This window comes from Arthrobacter sp. Soil_C_49, assembly GCF_057656635.1.
Genome location: NZ_JBDGJZ010000001.1, coordinates 93,253 through 109,690 on the forward strand (window position 1 = coordinate 93,253; position 16,438 = coordinate 109,690).

The window sequence follows — 16,438 nt, forward strand, 5'->3', positions numbered from 1 at the left end:
GCAGGTTACAGAATGCCCTGATATGGCAACGCTATCTGCCGTCCACACTGTGGTCTAACCGCTTCCACACTGTGGGCGGAGTGAACGCGGGTAAACTTGGACGGTGGTAGATCGCAAAGACCTTGGCTCCTGGCTCACCGGCCCTGACACCTCCGGCATATCCAAATATCCGGGCGAACGGCTCGGGCTGCCGGAGTCCGGGCCCGGTTCCATCGCCCGGGCAGGCCGCCGGATCGTTGCGATCCTGATCGACTGGGGCATCGCACTGCTGATCAGCAACTTCGCTTTCGGGGGCGACGCCTGGGCGAACCTGGCGATTTTCGCCGTCGAACAGATCCTCCTGGTGGGCACACTCGGCTACAGCATCGGGCACCGTGCCATGGGCATCCACGTGGTGCGCGCCGGGGGCGGAGCGCCGGGACCGCTCGCTGCTTTGGTGAGGTCCGTCCTGCTGTGCCTGGTCATCCCTGCCGTTATTTTCGACCCCGATCACCGCGGCCTCCATGACAAGGCGATGAACACGCTGCTGCTGCGCCGGTAGGATCCGCGGGCTTCAGACCCGGCTGGTCTCCCTTGCGGCCGCGGCCTCGCCTGCAGCGGCGGAAAGGTGCCCCCGCTTGCCGGCCCAGCGCTCGAACCAGAGCGTGGCAAAGGGGAACACTGCCGATATCCCGGCGAACAGCGCCACCACAAACGGCCAGCGCTGGAGCCGCCAAAGCGCCAGTGCGGTGATCCCGTAGCCAACAAACAATGCTCCGTGGATGGGGCCCGCCACCTGCACGCCGATTTCCGTCGTGCCGGCAATCCATTTGAAGTACATGCCGATCAGGAGCGCTGCCCAGCTGAACGCTTCAGCGATGGCGAAGATCCGGAAGGTGCGCAGCGCCAGGGTCTTGGCGGGCGTGACGGCGTTGCCCTCGGTTGCCCGGCCCTCGTTGACCTGCCCTTCCTTGAACTGGTCCTCCTCCACCCGGACGTCCGTCTGGTCCTGTGTCAGCTTGTTGTGGTTCACGCTTCTGTGTCCTCCTGGCGGTGTTGGTGCACGAAAAAGCCCCGGTACCGGCGGGTAGCCGGATACCGGGGCGGTTGGCCTAGCGCCCGCGGTTGGGGCGGGCTTTGTAGGGGTCGATGCCCTTGGGGATGGGGAGCTTGTTGCCCAGCGACGCGATGCGCTTGGAGACGGCATTGACCTCAAGCTTGGTCAGTTCGTTCTTCAGCTTGCCCATCTTCTTTGCCACCTGGCTGATGGGCACCTGGCCCTCTCCCCGTCCGCTCTCGATGACGTGGACGGTGACGTTGGGCAGGATGCGGGCAAGACGCTTGCGTTCCGCGTCCAGCAGCGGCTTCACGCGGTGGCTGGGTCCTTCGCTGACAAGCACGACGCCGGGACGGCCGATGGCGCGGAACACTGCGTCCTGGGTACGCGGGTTAACCGCCACAGGCTGTTCCTCGGTGATCCAGCCGCGGCGCAGCGTCCCCAGGGCAGCGCCGGAGGCGCCGGGCTGGTTTTCGATCTGCGCGAACGCGGCGCGCTCCGCGCGGCGCGAGAGGATGAGGGTGGCGCCCAGCAGACCCAGCGGGATGCCGATGATCAGGCCCGTGATCCAGTTGTCCAGCAAGAAGCCCACCAGGAAGCTGAGAGCCACAACACCCACGAAGACCAGCAGCATCAGCCACGGGACCATCGGGTCATGGCGGCGGGTCATGTTGAAGACCTCGCCGATCTGCTTCAGCCGGCTGGGCTTCTTGACCTTCGCTTCTTTCGGCTTGCGGGAGAAGAGGCCGCGCTTCACTGCGCTCGAGCCCGCAGGAGTGGGGTTGCTGGAATCAGGGGATTTCGCCATAGTGCCTCAATTCTACGTGACCAAAGCCGAAGGGCCGGCACCGGAGTTCTCCGGTGCCGGCCCTTCGGGGTGTTGTCTTTGGTGTCTCGGATGGTTGCCCTCAGGAATGCGCGGCGAGCAGTGAGCTTGCTTCCTGGCGGGTGGTCCCGGAGTCCTGGATGCCTTCTGCGATGTGGGCGAGTTCGGCGGGGATGTCCCGGCCTTTTTTCCGCATGGCGGTGGCCCAGAGCCGGCCGGCCCGGTAGGAGGAACGCACCAGCGGGCCGGACATGACGCCGAGGAAGCCGAGCTCGGTGGCCTCGTCCTGCAGGTCCACGAACTCCTGGGGCTTGACCCACCGGTCTACCGGCAGGTGCCGCTCACTCGGGCGCAGGTACTGGGTGATGGTGATCAGGTCGCACCCGGCCTCGTGCAGGTCCCTCAGCGCTTCGGAGATCTCCTCGCGGGTTTCACCCATGCCCAGGATCAGGTTGGACTTGGTCACCATACCCAGGTTCCGGCCCTGCGTGATCACATCCAGGGACCGCTCGTACCGGAACGCCGGCCGGATCCGCTTGAAAATCCTCGGCACGGTCTCCACGTTGTGCGCGAACACCTCGGGCTTCGAGTCACAGATCGCGGCGATGTGCTCGGTTTTGCCGGAGAAGTCCGGGATCAGCAGCTCCACCCCGGTCCCGGGGTTCAGCTCGTGGATCTTCCGGACCGTCTCGGCGTACAGCCACACACCCTCATCGGCCAGGTCGTCACGGGCCACACCGGTCACCGTGGCGTAGCGCAGCTGCATCGCCTGCACCGACCGGGCCACCTTGGTGGGCTCGAACATGTCCACAGGGGAGGGCTTGCCGGTATCGATCTGGCAGAAATCACACCGCCGCGTGCACTCGGACCCGCCGATCAGGAACGTGGCTTCCTTGTCCTCCCAGCACTCAAAAATGTTGGGACAGCCGGCCTCCTCACACACCGTGTGCAGGCCCTCTTTTTTCACCAGGTTCTTCAGCCCGACGAATTCCGGGCCCATCTGGACCTTGGCCTTGATCCACTCCGGCTTGCGCTCCACCGGAACAGCAGAGTTGCGCTGCTCAACGCGCAAAAGCTTCCGGCCTTCAGGTGCCAATGTCACAGTAGAGCTCCTTCGGGGGTAGCGACCAGGGCGTCTTCATTCTTGCGCAGTTCTTCGGTGATCCGGGAAACGAGGTCTGCCGGGGCAACGTCATAACCGGTTTCCTGGGCGATGGTTGTCACGCCGGCATCGGTGATGCCGCAGGCGATGATCTGTGAATAGGGGGTGAGATCGTTGTTGCAGTTGATGGCGAATCCGTGCATGGTGACGCCCTCGTGGACCCGGATGCCAATGGCGGCGATCTTCCTGTCCGGGCCTTTTTCGTCCGCCGTGATCCAGACGCCGGCGCGGCCTTTAATCCGGACGGCCTGGATGCCGTAGTCGGCGAGCACTGTGATGATCACGGACTCGAGGCGCTCCACGTAATCGCGGATGCCGGCGCGGTTCTTCAGCTTGATGATGGGGTAACCCACCAGCTGGCCCGGGCCGTGCCAGGTGAGTTTGCCGCCGCGGTCCACCGGGACCACAGGGGTACCGTCGAAGGGCCGCTCATGGTCCTCGGTCCGTTTACCGGCGGTGTAGACCGGGGCGTGTTCCAGGAGGAGGACTGTGCTCGGGGCCGTTCCGGCAACGACGTTGTCATGGAGTTCGCTCTGAATGGCCCAACCGCGGGTGTAGTCCACAAAGTCCGGAGCAAGACCCAGCTGTGAAAACTCAAGAGTCATGGGAACCAGCTTAGACCTTGGGCGGCTCCGCGCCCGGTTTAGTGCTGAAGCTCACCCTGTCCAGTGAGCCAGCCCCCAGCAGCCCCAAAAACCGTTGCCGCAGGCCGGGGCCAGCCTGTGGATAACTTCTGCACGCCGTTCCGGATTCGGCTAGACATAGGTTATGGAAGAATCGCAGCGCCCAAGGGTCCCCGGCTATTCCGTGGGGCGGTTGCTCGGCCAGGGCGGAAGCTCAGGAGTATGGCTGGCCAGGGAGGAACGGAGCGGCCGCGAGTTTGCACTGAAGTGCTTCCGCCGTGCCGGCCGCAGGGCAGCACGCGGGGAAGCGATGACGGAAGAGGGCATCCGCCGGGAGATCCGCATCCTGTCAGTCCTGGACCATCCCCACCTCATCAAAGCCCACAACGCCGTGACTGTGGAAGACGGCGCTGACGGCACCACCGCCCTGATCATGGATTACGCGCCGGCCGGTTCACTCGCGGACCTGGTGGCGGCAAGGGGCAGGCTCAGCGTCGGTGAGACGGTGACAGTTTTGACGCCCATCGCCCAGGCGCTGGGATACCTGCACGGCAAAGGGTTTACGCACGCCGACGTTTCACCGGGCAACGTCCTGTTCACCGGCCAGGGGAAGCCCATGCTGTCCGACGTCGGTATCGCCCGGATGCTCGGCGATCCTGCTTCCGCTCCTGGCCGGGGCACGCCCGGTTTTATGGACCCGGCACCCGTAGACGCCGTGAGGGCGGGCCTGCAACCCGAACGCGACGTCTATTCGGCTGCCGCCCTGGGCTGGTTCTGCCTCACGGGGGCGCCTCCGCAACGCACGGCGGACCGTCCGCCGCTGACGCTCCTGGTTCCGGAGGTCCCCCGGGAACTCGCCGCGGCCCTGGAGTCCGGGCTTACCGAAGACCGGCGGCTCCGGCCCACGGCAGCAGCCCTCGGGACCGCGGTGTACCGCAGCGCATCGCCGCTGCCCCTTGACCTCGCGCCCGCAGTCCATCCCACGGTCCTTCCCGAACTGGTGACCCGCCTGCACGCGCGGGAGGAGCCCGGCGGGCTGCGCCAAAGGTTCGACGGCCTGCGCAGGCGCGTGGCGACGTCGGCATGGGCAGGACAGTTTGGCGCGCCGCGGAAGCTGCCGTTCCCGGCGCCGGGCCATGCCGCCGAAGACCAGCGGACGGACGGGGCCGCGCGGGGCCAGCGGAAGGACAGGCCCGCGCGGGACCAGGGGACGGACCATATCGCGCGGGACCATCGGAAGGACAGGCCCGCGCGGAAGGGCCGGCACACTGGAGGCGAACGCGGCCCGCGGGTGCGGCGGGGCGCCGTTGCCGCCGCGGCCCTCGCAGCGGTGGCGGGCGGCTGGTGGCTCACGGGCGCCGGGGTCACAGCAGCAGGACCCGGTTCCCCTCCCGCCAGCGAAAGTGCGGGAACCGCAGCAGCCGGCCCGGAAACGCATCATGTCCCGGCGCCGCAGGCGGACCCCGTCGACGCCGCGCGGCAGGAGGCAATATCACCTGATCCCGGGGTGGCCGTCCGGGGCCTGTCATCGCTGAGGTCCCTCGCGTTCAGTACAGGAAGGCTGGAACTGCTGGACGAAGTGAACCATTCGGGTTCCGGCGCCGCCGCAGCAGACCTTCAAATCGGCGGGCGGCTGCGGGCTTCCGGACACACCCTTGCCGGATTCTCCAGCACGTTGTCCCAGGTGCAGGCAGTGGAGGCGGGAACAGCAGCCCGCGCAGTAGTGGCCGTGACATCCGCCTCGTCCGCCTACGAGGAGAAGGACGCCTACGGTGCCGTTGTGGCAGCCGGGGCCGCGGGCCCGGAGCAGCGGCTCCGCGTGGTGCTTGTGTCGGTGGACGGCAAGTGGCGGGTCAGCGAAATCCTTCCCGGCCCTTAACGTGTCCGCAGACGGGGCCGGGAGCCGCTAGTCCTTGCCGGCCACCCACTGCGCCGCCTCGGCGAGTGTCGGATGCTGCCAGGTGAATCCGGCAGCCACAAGCCGGGCGGGCTCCGTCCGCTGGCTGGCGAGCAGCAGTTCCTCGGCCAGGTTCCGCATCGCCAGCCGGAGTACCGGGGCAGGAACCCGCAGGGCGGCGGGACGGTGGAGGGCATGGGCCAGGGCGGCCACGAGCGCGTTGACGTCGGCCTCCTCGGGGGCGCAGAGGTTGACCGGCCCGCTCACCTCCGATTCCAGCAGGAAGAGGAAAGCGGCGGAGATATCCGGCAGGGTGACCCAGGGCCAGTATTGGCGGCCGTTTCCCAACGGGCCGCCTACGCCGAGACGGATCAGGGGGAGCAGTCTGCCCAGGGCACCCCCCTTACGGCTGAGCACCACCGCGGTGCGCGGTGTCACCACACGCACACCGGTTGGGGCGGCGGCAGCCGCGGCCTCCCACTCACCGCAGATCCGGGCCAGTGTTCCGGTCCCTTGCGGCGCATCTTCCCGAAGGACCGTGTTTCCCGCATCACCGTAGTAACCGGCACCGGACTGGCTGATAAACACAGGCGGTGGGGAATCCAACCGCCGCATGGCATCGGTAAGGGTCCGGGTGGGACCAAGCCGGGAGCTGAAGAGCTCCGCCACCCTTTTGTGTGTCCACGGCCTGTCCCCGATACCGGCGCCGGAGAGATTTACGACGGCGTCGGCTCCGGCCAGTGCGTTCGGGTCCAGTTCCCCTGCGGCCGGGTTCCAGCGGACTTCCGCCGCGGACGAGGCGTCGCGCCGCACCAGGGAAATCACCTCGTGCCCGGCAGCGCGGAAGGTTGCGGACATGTGGGTTCCGATCAGCCCGGAGGCCCCGGCGATGACTATGCGCATGGGGTCCATCACACCACGGCTGCTGCGGTCCCGGCACCTACAACAGCGCCGGGTGGGGGTTGACTATGATCGAACGATGACCTCTTCCAGCTACTTCCGTTACCCGCACCTGCACGGCGACCTGGTCACCTTTGTGGCCGAGGACGACGTGTGGATTGCGCCCCTGGACGGCGGCCGCGCATGGCGTGTCTCCTCCCTCCAGCTACCTGCCCGCAACCCCCGCTTCACGCCTGACGGCCAGCGGCTGGTGTGGACGGTGGTGCAGGGAACGGCGCCGGAGGTGGTGTCGGCGGCAGTGGACGGCGGGGATTACCGGCAGCTGACCTACTTCGGCCACAGCACCACCAAGGTCAAAGGCTTCACGGCCGGCGGCTCGGTGGTGGTCACCAGCGCGTTCCGCCAGGCCGAAAGCAGGCACACACACGCCTACAGCGTCCCGCTCGACGGCGGCTGGGCCGAAGAGCTGCCGTTCGGACCGGTGGAGTCGGTGGCCTTCGGCCCGGAGGTGGGAGATGAGCGGCCCGTGGTGGTGGGCAGCGTGCTGTCCCGCGAGCCCGCCTGGTGGAAGCGGTACCGCGGAGGCACCGCAGGAAAGCTCTGGATAGACAACGACGGCAATGGCGAGTTTGAGCGCCTGCTGCCGGACCTGGACGGCAACCTCGCCGATCCCATGTGGGTGGACGGGCGCATTGCGTTCCTGTCCGACCACGAGGGGTACGGCAACCTCTATTCCATACTGCCCAACGGAAAAGACCTGCAGCGCCACACGGACCACGAGGACTTCTATGTCCGCCACGCCAGCACGGACGGAAAGCGGGTGGTCTTCGAGTCCGCGGGTGAGCTGTGGATGCTATCCGGGCTCGGGGCCGACGCCGTGCGGCTGGACATCACCCTGGGGTCGGCTTCGCAGTCGAGGCGGCCGACCCTGCTTAACATCGCCAAACACCTCGGCGAGGCAGTCCCGGACGCTGCCGGTTCGGCCAGCGCGGTGGAAGCCCACGGCACCATCTCCTGGCTCCGGCACAAAGACGGCCCATCGCGCATCATCGAAGCAACACCCGGGGTGCGGGCGCGCCTGCCAAGGCCGCTGAACGACGGGCGGCTGGCCTACATCGCCGATCACGACGGCGTCGAAGCGCTGTACATCAAGGACGTCGCCGCGCCCGTCCCCGCCACCGCCGCCGCACCCTCCGCAGCCACGCCCGCCGGACCTCCGGACGGGCCAACCGGCCCGGCGGCCGGTCGTGAGGAGGAGAGCGTGCCCTTGCCGCAGCCGGTCCCGGCTGCCGGCGCTGCAGTCCTGGCCGCCGGGGCAACGACGCCCGCTGTCAGGGATGACCAGCAGGCCGACGTCGCCCCGGAGGAAGCACCTTCTCCTGACGATGCGAAGGCCGGGGTACCCGCGCAAGCAGAACCACTGCGCATTGGTTTTCCGCACCCCACCCGGACCAGTTCGCTGGAGGCCAGCCCGGACGGCAACTGGCTTGCACTGGGCACGTCCTTCGGCGAGGTGTATGCGGCCGATACACGGACCGGGGAACTGACACTGGTGGCCAGCATTGGCGAAGGCACCGTTTCGGACCTCGCGTGGTCCGCGGACTCCCGGTGGCTGGTCTGGTCCGAACCGGTCACCTCCTTCGGTTCGCGCAGCCGGCTCCGCCTGGCAAAGGTGACCGATCCCGGCGCGGAGCCGGTGGACGTCACGGACGGGCGGTTCCGGGACACGTCTCCTGCGTTTACGCCGGACGGGAAGTTCCTGGCCTTCCTGTCCAACCGCAGCTTCGACCCCGTCTACGACGGGCACTCCTTCGACCTCTCCTTCCCCAGCCCCATCAAGCCCTACCTTGTGGCACTGGCTGCAGACACGCCGTCGCCCTTTGGCCCTTCAGTGGATCCCGACGCCGGCGAGGTTGCGGGGGCAGGGACGGAACCGAAGCAGGACGATGCGGCCGCTCCCGAGGTCATCGTGGATGCCGAGGGCCTGGCCCACCGCGTCATCGGCGTCCCGGTGCCGCAGGGCAACTACACGTCCCTGAAGGCTGCCGACGGCGCTTTGCTGTGGCTTGACTGGGCCCTCGCCGGGGTCACCGGCGACGGCAAAGCCAGCCAGGAGGACAAAGACGCGCGCCCCAGCCTGTCGCGTTTCGACCTTGTCCGGCGCAAGCAGACCACCCTCGTGGAATCGCTGGACAGTTTCCGGCTCTCCGGCGACCGCAGCAAAGTAGTGCTGATCTCCGAGAAGAAGGTCACTGTTGTCCCGGCGGACAAGAAAGTGGACGAGGATTCGGGCGACCTGGTCAAGGTGGACCTGGGCCGGATCAGGATAATGATGGAACCCCTCAGCGTCTGGGGCCAGGCTTTCGACGAGGCCTGGCGGCTGCAGCGCGACTTCTTCTGGGCAGAAGACATGGCCGGGCAGGACTGGGAGTCCATCCACAAGCGCTACCGTCCCCTGGTGGACCGCCTCGGCTCGCACGACGACCTGGTGGACCTCCTGTGGGAGCTGCACGGCGAACTGGGAACCTCCCACGCCTACGTCCGGCCGGCGGCCGTCACCGAAAACGGCAGCCACGGCCAGGGACGCCTGGGGGCGGACCTTTCGCTCACCCCGGCGGGCTGGGAAATTACCCGCATCCTCGCCGGTGAATCCTCGGACCCGCTCGCAACATCTCCGCTGACCAGGCCGGGCGTGGGCGCCAAAGCAGGCGACATCCTGCTGGCCATCGACGGTGTCCCGCTGTCCCGCTCCGTCACCCCGGCCATGCAGCTGGTGGGCGCCGCAGGCCGTGCCGTCGAGCTGACACTGCTCAACGGCACCGCCCACGGCGAGGGGACGGGCAGGCAGCGACGGGTCGCCGTCGTTCCGGTGAAGGATGAGGAGCGCCTGCGGTACCAGGAGTGGGTGGCCTCGAACCGGCGGACCGTGCGTGAGGCGTCCGGCGGAACCTTCGGGTACCTGCACATTCCGGACATGATGGCCAATGGCTGGGCCCAGCTCCACCGGGACCTCGACACCGAAACAGCCCTGGACGGACTCATTGTGGACGTGCGGCGCAACCGGGGCGGCCACACCTCCCAGCTGGTCGCCGAACTCATCGGCCGTAAAGTCACCGGCTGGAGCATGCCGCGCGGCGAAAAGCCCCGGACCTACCCGCACCACGCCCCGCGCGGGCCGGTCATCATCCTCGCCGATGAATTTGCCGGCTCCGACGGCGACATCATCACCCAGGTGTCCAAGCTCCGCGGCATCGGACCCGTGATCGGAACCCGCACCTGGGGCGGAGTGGTGGGCATCGACAACAGGTTCTCCCTCGCCGACGGCACCGGAGTCACGCAGCCGCGGTACGCCAACTGGTTCAGCGGCGGCGTGGGCTGGGACGTTGAAAACTACGGCGTGGACCCGGACATCGAAGTGGCTTATCCGCCGCACGCCTACGCCGCCGGCCGGGATCCGCAGCTCGAATACGGCATCGGTGCCCTGAAGGAGATGGTGCAGGAACTTCCCACGGACCGCCCGCCGGCCCGGGAAGGCTACCGGCGGCTCCGCCCCGCGCCGCTGCCGGCACGCCGGCAGGGAAGCCGGCAGCCCTAGCCGCAAAGGCCAACGAAAAGGCCCTGTCCGGCCGGAAAACCTTCCGGCCGGACAGGGCCTTTGTTGTGCCTGGGCAGAGTCCTAGGACTGCAGCGTGGCGTCCAGGGTGATGTCGATGCTGGCGAGGGCGCCGGAGACGGGGCAGCCAACCTTTGCCTCTGCAGCGATCTTCTGGAACTCGTCCTCGGAGATGCCGGGGATCCGTGCGGACATGGTCAGGTGGCTTCCGGTGATGCCAGTGCCCGGCACGAAGGTGACGTCAGCCTTGGTGTTGACTTCCTCCGGGGAATGTCCGGCCTGGGCAAGTGCGTGGCTGAAGGCCATGGAGAAACAGGCCGAGTGGGCTGCCGCAATGAGTTCTTCCGGGCTGGTCTTGCCGCCGGCAGCCTCGGTGCGGGCCTTCCACGTGACCTCGTAGGTACCAAGGCCGGAGCTGTCCAGCGTGGTGTTCCCGGAACCCGTCATCAGGTCGCCGTTCCATACGGTGTGCGCGGTGCGTGTTGCTGCCATAACCACTCCTCAAATCGATTCGAACCGGGGCAGGCTGCTGCCAGGACCCCGCCGCTACCCATCCTAGGGATTCGGCACCCCGGGTGCACGGGTTGTCCGCTGTCAGAGGATTGTGACCACGGCTTAAATAACGACGGCGACGCCCCCGCAGAAAGGGGATGTCGCCGTCGTTATTGCCTTAGCAGTGGGAAATTACTGCCAGATGGTGGCGATCGCCACGTTGAGCAGCGCCAGGCCGCCCACTGCGTGTGCCAGGCCCTTGCTGACGGGCTCGTTGTTCTTGTACTTCCGGCGGCCGATGAAGGCCAGCACGCCGACGGCGAGGGCGATGACGAACTTGATGCCCAGCTTGGCGTAGTTGGCGTCGATGTCCAGGGCCGGGATCAGGCCCATCAGGGCAACACCGGTGAGGAGCTGGAGCATGGCGCCGTCGAACTGGCGGGGGTGGACGGTGGGGTTTTTCATCTGGCCGATCCAGATGCCCACGATCATGGCGGCGCCGACGATGTGCAGGAAAACCACAATGTTATAGACGATGTTCATGGGACCAGTGTAGCCAGAGGTTCTACAGCTTGTAGTAGTTAAACGCCGACGGCGGTGCAGGCGTTGCGCTGGTTTCCCACCGCTGCCTGCACCGCCGTCGTGCGGTTTTTGCCTGTTACAGCCCCAGGTCCGCTTCGAAGGCGCCTTCTTCGAGGCGGGCCTTCAGGGTCTGGAGGAACCGGCCGGCGTCCGCGCCGTCCACCAGGCGGTGGTCGTACGTCAGTGACAGGTACATCATGGAACGGATGGCGATCGAGTCGTCACCGTTCTCGTCGGCAACAACCACGGCGCGCTTGACGATGGCGCCGGTGCCCAGGATGCCCACCTGCGGCTGGTTGATGATCGGGGTGTCGAACAGGGCCCCGACCGAACCGATGTTGGTGATGCTGAAAGTACCGCCGGACAGCTCGTCCGGGCCGATCTTGCCGTCGCGGGTGCGGCTGGCGACATCGGCGATCTTGCCGGCCAGGCCGGCAAGGTTCAGGTTGCCGGCGTCGGAAATGACGGGAACCAGCAGGCCCTTGTCCGTGTCCACGGCGATGGCCAGGTGCTCGGCGTTGTGGTAGGTGATTTCCTGCTTGTCCTCGTCGTAAGCAGCGTTGAGCTTGGGGTGCTGCTTGAGGGCCTCGGCAACAGCCTTGGCGATGAACGGCAGGAAGGTCAGCTTGACGCCGTTCTGTGCCTGGAACGAGTTCTTGGCACGGGCACGGAGCTTGGCCACCTTGGTCATGTCCACCTCGTGGACCTGCGTCAGCTGGGTGGAGATCTCCAGGGATTCGCGCATGCGGCGGGCGATGACCTGGCGGATTCGCGGTGCCTTCTGCGTGGTGCCGCGCAGCGAGGAAACAGCGGCGTTGGACGCTGCCGGGGCAGATGCGGCCGGTGCAGCTGCCGGGGCTGCAGCCGGTGCGGCCTTGGCCTCGGCGGCGGCGATGACGTCCTGCTTGCGGATGCGTCCGCCCACGCCGGTGCCGGAGAGCGAGGCGATGTCCACGCCGTGCTGGTTGGCCAGCTTGCGGACCAGGGGAGTGACGTAGCCGGACTCGGATCCGCCGTTGGAGGGTGCCGCCTCGGCTGCCGCGGGTGCGGCTGCCGGAGCAGGTGCTGCCGCAGGCGCGGGCGCAGCCTGCGGGGCGGGTGCGGGTGCTTCGGCCTTCGGCGCTTCAGCCTTGGGGGCTTCCTGAGCCGGTGCTTCCTGTGCCGGTGCGGGGGCGGCGGGCGCTTCCGCGGGGGCAGCAGCTGCACCGGAGCCGATGACGGCCAGGACGGAACCGACCTCGGCGGTTTCGTCTTCGTTGACGCGGATTTCCTGCAGGGTGCCGGCAACGGGGGACGGGATTTCGGTGTCCACCTTGTCGGTGGAAACTTCCAGCAGGGGCTCGTCAACCTCAACGGAATCGCCCACGGCCTTCAGCCAGCGGGTGACGGTGCCTTCGGTGACGCTTTCACCCAGGGCCGGGAGGGTAACCTCGTGTCCTTCGCCGCCGCCGGCTGCCGGGGCTGCAGGTGCTTCCTGGGCAGGGGCAGGCTGTGCGGGTGCTTCCTGCGCCGGGGCTTCTTCGGCAGGTGCGGCAGCCGGTGCTTCCTGTGCGGGAGCTTCCTCGGCCGGTGCAGCAGCGTCGCCGCCGCCGGAGCCGTCGCCGATGCGGACCAGGGGAGCGCCAACCTCGGCGGTCTCGTCCTCCGCAACCAGGATTTCCTCAATCACGCCAGCTACAGGAGAGGGGATTTCAGTGTCTACTTTGTCGGTGGAGACTTCGAGCAGCGGCTCGTCCACCTCTACCCGGTCACCTACCTGCTTGAGCCAGCGGGTGACGGTTCCTTCGGTGACGCTCTCACCGAGGGCGGGCAAGTTAACGGATTCAGACATGTCGTCCCCGTTCTCCTTATTGATCTTTTGTGCGGATGATTGCTGCCTTGTTGGCCAGCCTAGTGCACCCGGCATCGTGTGCCGGGTGCACCAGGCCCTTTGGTGCTTGGGGGGAGACTAGCCGTGAAGGGGCTTGCCCGCGAGTGCCAGGTGGGCTTCGCCCAGGGACTCGTTCTGGGTGGGGTGGGCGTGCACCAGCTGCGCCACATCCTCGGGGTATGCTTCCCAGTTCACGATCAGCTGGGCTTCGCCCACCTGCTCGCCCATGCGGGCGCCGATCATGTGGACGCCCACCACGGGGCCGTCCTTCTGGCGGACCAGCTTGACCAGTCCGGAGGTGCCCAGGATGGAGCTCTTGCCGTTGCCGGCGAGGTTGTATTCCTGGGTCTGGACCTGGTCCTCGCCGAACTTCTCCTTGGCTGCCTTTTCGGTGTAGCCCACGGTGGCGATTTCGGGTTCGGAGTAGGTGACCTTGGGGATGTTGATGTCCTCGACGATCACCGGCTTGAGGCCGGCGATCTCCTCGGCCACGAAGATGCCCTGCTGGTAGCCGCGGTGCGCCAGCTGGACGCCGGGGACGATGTCGCCCACGGCGTAGATGTTGCCGACGCCGGTGTGCAGGCGCTCGTTGGTGATGACGAAGCCGCGGTCGATGGTGATGCCTGCTTCTTCATAGCCCAGGTTGGCGGTGACGGGGCCGCGGCCGACGGCGACGAGGAGCAGGTCCGCCTCGAAGGTCTTGCCGTCCACCAGGGTGACCTTGACGCCGTCGTTGTTCTGCTCGACGCCCTGGAAGAACACACCGGTGGAGAACTTGATGCCGCGCTTCTTGAAGGCGCGCTCGAAGTTCTTGACGATGGTGGCGTCCTCGTTGGGGACCAGGGAGGGCAGGCCCTCCACGATGGTGACGTCCACGCCGAAGGACTTCCACACCGAAGCGAACTCGACGCCGATCACGCCGCCGCCCAGGATGATGGCGCTCTTGGGGATGTAGTCCATGGTCAGGGCCTGGTCCGAGGTGATGACCTTGCCGCCGATTTCCAGTCCCGGAAGGGTACGGGAGTACGAGCCGGTAGCCAGGACGATGTTCTTGCCCTTGTAGGCGGTGCCGTTCACCACGACGGTGTCGGTGCCCTGGAGCTTGCCCTCACCCTCGATGACGGTGATGCCCTTGGACTTGATGAGGCCCTGGAGGCCCTTGTACTTGCCGGCGATAATGCCGTCCTTGTACGCGTTGACAGCGGTGATGTCGATGCTGTCGAGGGTGACGTTCACGCCGTACTTGGCGGAGTCACGGGCGTGGTCGGCGAGCTCTGCAGAGTGCAGCAGCGCCTTGGTGGGGATGCAGCCGTTGTGGAGGCAGGTGCCGCCCAGCTTTGCCTTCTCCACGAGGCCGACGGTCAGGCCAAGCTGTACGGCCCGCAGGGCGGCGGCGTATCCACCGCTGCCTCCACCGAGTACCAGGATGTCGAATTCTTGCGCAGTTGCCTGATCGGCCACTTAAACGCTCCCTCGCGTGAACGATGACGCGTTCTTCCGCGCATCATCTGGTCTTGGAACTTGCACTGCCGTGATTATGTCAGCGTGCCTGTTCTCTTGCATTTGTGACTACCGTGGTTCACCTTAGCGAACCACTTATCCATGCTCCACCTTGGGGCCGCGTTTGTGGAGCGCTTGTGTCGAGTGTCACGCGGCCCTGCGGCGAAGGGAACATTCCCTGCCGCAGGGCGCGTGACTGCCGGGCAGCGGTGGCCCTTGGGGTCAGGCCGCTGCTGCCAGGATGTCCTCTACGTAGGCCACCAGGGTGCGGACCGTGCAGCCCGTCCCCTGCTTGTGGGTGTAGCCGTAGGGGCTTCCGTTGTTAAAGGAAGGCCCGGCGATGTCGATGTGGGCCCAGGGGATCTGTTCCCCGTCCTTGCCCTTACCCACGAATTCGCGCAGGAAAACGGCCGCCGTCATCATGCCGCCGTGGCGTTCGCCGATGTTGGCCAGGTCCGCCACCTGTGAATCGAGGCTGGGTCGCAGTTCCTCGGGCAGCGGCATCGGCCAGACCAGCTCGCCCGCCCGGTCCGCGGCGGCCTTGAGCGGGCCCGTGACGCTGTCCGAACCCATCACTCCGGCGGTGCGGTTGCCCAGGGCGATCAGCTGTGCGCCGGTGAGGGTGGCGACGTCGATGATGGCGTCCGGGTATTCGCGGCTGGCGGCCACGATGCCGTCGGCCATGACCAGGCGGCCCTCGGCGTCGGTGTTCAGGACCTCCACCGTCTTGCCGCCGAACATCGTCAGGACGTCCGCCGGACGGGATGCCGCGCCTGAGGGCATGTTCTCGGCTATGCAGAGCCAGGCGGTCGCCTTGACGGGCAGGCCAAGTCCCGCGAGGGCCAGGACAGTGTTAAGGACGACGGCGGCACCGGCCATGTCGCTCTTCATGTCACCCATGCCGAGGGCCGGCTTGATGGAGATGCCGCCGGTGTCGAACGTGATGCCCTTGCCAACGAGGGCGATCTTCGAAGTTGCCTTGGCAGGGGAGTATTCCACCTTGACCAGGCGGGGCTGGCGGGCAGAGCCCTTGCCGACACCCATGATGCCGCCGAAGCCTTCCTTTTCCAGCCGCTTCTCGTCCCAGACGGTGACTTTGACGGGCAGGCCCTTGGCGAGCTCCTTGGCAGCCTCGGCGAATGTTTCGGGGTAGAGGTGGCTGGGCGGCTGGTTGACCAGCGAGCGGGTGGCGTTGACTGCCTTGCCGATCAGCCCGGCACGCTTCAGCGCGGCGTCCACGCCGTCCCCGCCGGCCAGGTCCGTGAAGATGACGGCGTTCTTGACGGGATCCTTCAACCCGTCCTTTGAGGACCGGAACTCCGTGAAGGAATAGGCGCCCAGCGCAGCACCTTCGGCGACTGCCGCGACGTCGGCGACGGACGCCGTCGGAAGCGCCAGGACAACGGTGGGGAGGCCGGCAAGCTGGCGGACAGCGGAACCTGCCGCCCGGCGCAGCGTTTCTCCCGTGAGCGGCTTCCCGGCCGACACGCTGCCCGTGCCGGCGAGGACAAGGATTCCGGCGCCCGTTTCCGGAAGGCCGGGCAGGCGGACGATCTGGTCCGCGGCCCCCGTCACGCCCAGGGCCTTGAGGGATTCCGCCAGCGCCTCTGCGCTCTTGGCCGTCAGCGGGTTGTCCAGGAGGACCGGGCCGTCGGTGCCCTTCCCCACACCGATGACCACTGCGTCACTGGGGCTCTTCTTCAGGTCCCTGGCGAGGGTACTAAGGTTGATTTCAGTATTCTTGACCACAGGGATCAGTCCTCAATTCTCGAGAGATGTTCGGGCAGGGATGCATGTTCGGCCGCTCTGCCATGGATGCCCGGATTGCCGTCGTTTGGGACGCAGCCCGGGTGTCTGCAAGCCCGTCTGGCAGGCCAGTTCCGATCGTAGCCCGTCCCCGCCTGAGCCGGTGAATTTCCTGAGATGTGCGCCACACC

The 16,438-nt window shown here is 67.0% G+C and carries 13 protein-coding genes; 3 read left to right on the top strand and 10 right to left on the bottom strand.

The genetic code is table 11. From position 1 onward, the window contains the following. Window positions 1–103: 103 nt before the first annotated feature. Window positions 104–541 (top strand): RDD family protein, encoded by a 438-nt coding sequence (locus AC3A4Z_RS00430; protein ID WP_498709318.1) that lies wholly within the window; start codon window positions 104–106, stop codon window positions 539–541. Window positions 542–553: 12 nt separating this feature from the next. Here AC3A4Z_RS00430 and AC3A4Z_RS00435 read toward each other — a convergent pair whose 3' ends face one another. The 4 genes from AC3A4Z_RS00435 to lipB form a co-directional block, all read right to left on the bottom strand. After that, window positions 554–1,012, bottom strand: coding sequence for a DUF3817 domain-containing protein (locus AC3A4Z_RS00435; protein WP_498709319.1), 459 nt, complete (start codon window positions 1,010–1,012; stop codon window positions 554–556). Between the two features lie 79 nt (window positions 1,013–1,091). Further along, complete coding sequence (locus AC3A4Z_RS00440; RefSeq protein ID WP_493971577.1) at window positions 1,092–1,844, bottom strand: DUF4191 family protein; 753 nt, start codon at window positions 1,842–1,844, stop codon at window positions 1,092–1,094. Window positions 1,845–1,944: 100 nt separating this feature from the next. Continuing rightward, window positions 1,945–2,964 (bottom strand): lipoyl synthase, encoded by a 1,020-nt coding sequence (lipA, locus tag AC3A4Z_RS00445; RefSeq protein ID WP_498709320.1) that lies wholly within the window; start codon window positions 2,962–2,964, stop codon window positions 1,945–1,947. Then, window positions 2,961–3,629 carry a lipoyl(octanoyl) transferase LipB gene (gene lipB / locus AC3A4Z_RS00450; RefSeq protein WP_493971576.1) on the bottom strand — a complete coding sequence of 223 codons (669 nt, stop codon included), beginning with the start codon at window positions 3,627–3,629 and terminating at the stop codon, window positions 2,961–2,963. Before lipB ends, lipA begins: the two co-directional genes overlap by 4 nt. 163 nt (window positions 3,630–3,792) lie before the next feature. Here lipB and AC3A4Z_RS00455 point away from each other — a divergent pair, with 163 nt between their 5' ends. After that, entirely contained in the window at window positions 3,793–5,526 is a 1,734-nt protein-coding gene (locus AC3A4Z_RS00455; RefSeq protein ID WP_498709323.1) for a serine/threonine-protein kinase, read from the top strand. 27 nt (window positions 5,527–5,553) lie between these two features. Here AC3A4Z_RS00455 and AC3A4Z_RS00460 read toward each other — a convergent pair whose 3' ends face one another. Then, window positions 5,554–6,447 (bottom strand): TIGR01777 family oxidoreductase, encoded by an 894-nt coding sequence (locus AC3A4Z_RS00460; RefSeq protein WP_498709324.1) that lies wholly within the window; start codon window positions 6,445–6,447, stop codon window positions 5,554–5,556. Between the two features lie 76 nt (window positions 6,448–6,523). Between AC3A4Z_RS00460 and AC3A4Z_RS00465 the strand changes: the two genes are divergently transcribed. After that, the gene (locus tag AC3A4Z_RS00465) at window positions 6,524–10,039 is read left to right on the top strand and encodes a S41 family peptidase (RefSeq protein ID WP_498709326.1); all 3,516 of its coding nucleotides are present in this window, start codon (window positions 6,524–6,526) and stop codon (window positions 10,037–10,039) included. 81 nt (window positions 10,040–10,120) lie between these two features. On the opposite strand, the gene AC3A4Z_RS00470 is transcribed toward AC3A4Z_RS00465, so the two are convergent. The 5 genes from AC3A4Z_RS00470 to AC3A4Z_RS00490 form a co-directional block, all read right to left on the bottom strand. Continuing rightward, complete coding sequence (locus tag AC3A4Z_RS00470) at window positions 10,121–10,549, bottom strand: OsmC family protein (protein WP_142058077.1); 429 nt, start codon at window positions 10,547–10,549, stop codon at window positions 10,121–10,123. A 192-nt stretch (window positions 10,550–10,741) separates the two neighbouring features. Continuing rightward, window positions 10,742–11,092: a hypothetical protein gene (locus tag AC3A4Z_RS00475; RefSeq protein ID WP_050055494.1), complete on the bottom strand. Its 351-nt coding sequence runs from the start codon at window positions 11,090–11,092 to the stop codon at window positions 10,742–10,744. 115 nt (window positions 11,093–11,207) lie between these two features. Then, on the bottom strand, window positions 11,208–12,962 hold the full coding sequence (gene sucB / locus AC3A4Z_RS00480) for a 2-oxoglutarate dehydrogenase, E2 component, dihydrolipoamide succinyltransferase (RefSeq protein WP_498709328.1): 1,755 nt from the start codon (window positions 12,960–12,962) through the stop codon (window positions 11,208–11,210). Window positions 12,963–13,079: 117 nt separating this feature from the next. After that, window positions 13,080–14,462, bottom strand: a complete 1,383-nt coding sequence (gene lpdA / locus AC3A4Z_RS00485; RefSeq protein WP_493971571.1) for a dihydrolipoyl dehydrogenase — start codon at window positions 14,460–14,462, stop codon at window positions 13,080–13,082. Between the two features lie 261 nt (window positions 14,463–14,723). After that, window positions 14,724–16,250, bottom strand: coding sequence for a leucyl aminopeptidase (locus tag AC3A4Z_RS00490; RefSeq protein ID WP_498709333.1), 1,527 nt, complete (start codon window positions 16,248–16,250; stop codon window positions 14,724–14,726). Window positions 16,251–16,438: the final 188 nt, after the last annotated feature.

Bases quoted from the DNA above. Each gene is read 5' to 3' on its own strand.
- sucB (WP_498709328.1), bottom strand. From the start codon at position 12,962: ATGTCTGAATCCGTTAACTTGCCCGCCCTCGGTGAGAGCGTCACCGAA.
- AC3A4Z_RS00440 (WP_493971577.1), bottom strand. From the start codon at position 1,844: ATGGCGAAATCCCCTGATTCCAGCAACCCCACTCCTGCGGGCTCGAGC.
- AC3A4Z_RS00465 (WP_498709326.1), top strand. From the start codon at position 6,524: ATGACCTCTTCCAGCTACTTCCGTTACCCGCACCTGCACGGCGACCTG.
- AC3A4Z_RS00455 (WP_498709323.1), top strand. From the start codon at position 3,793: ATGGAAGAATCGCAGCGCCCAAGGGTCCCCGGCTATTCCGTGGGGCGG.
- AC3A4Z_RS00475 (WP_050055494.1), bottom strand. From the start codon at position 11,092: ATGAACATCGTCTATAACATTGTGGTTTTCCTGCACATCGTCGGCGCC.
- AC3A4Z_RS00470 (WP_142058077.1), bottom strand. From the start codon at position 10,549: ATGGCAGCAACACGCACCGCGCACACCGTATGGAACGGCGACCTGATG.
- lipB (WP_493971576.1), bottom strand. From the start codon at position 3,629: ATGACTCTTGAGTTTTCACAGCTGGGTCTTGCTCCGGACTTTGTGGAC.
- AC3A4Z_RS00460 (WP_498709324.1), bottom strand. From the start codon at position 6,447: ATGCGCATAGTCATCGCCGGGGCCTCCGGGCTGATCGGAACCCACATG.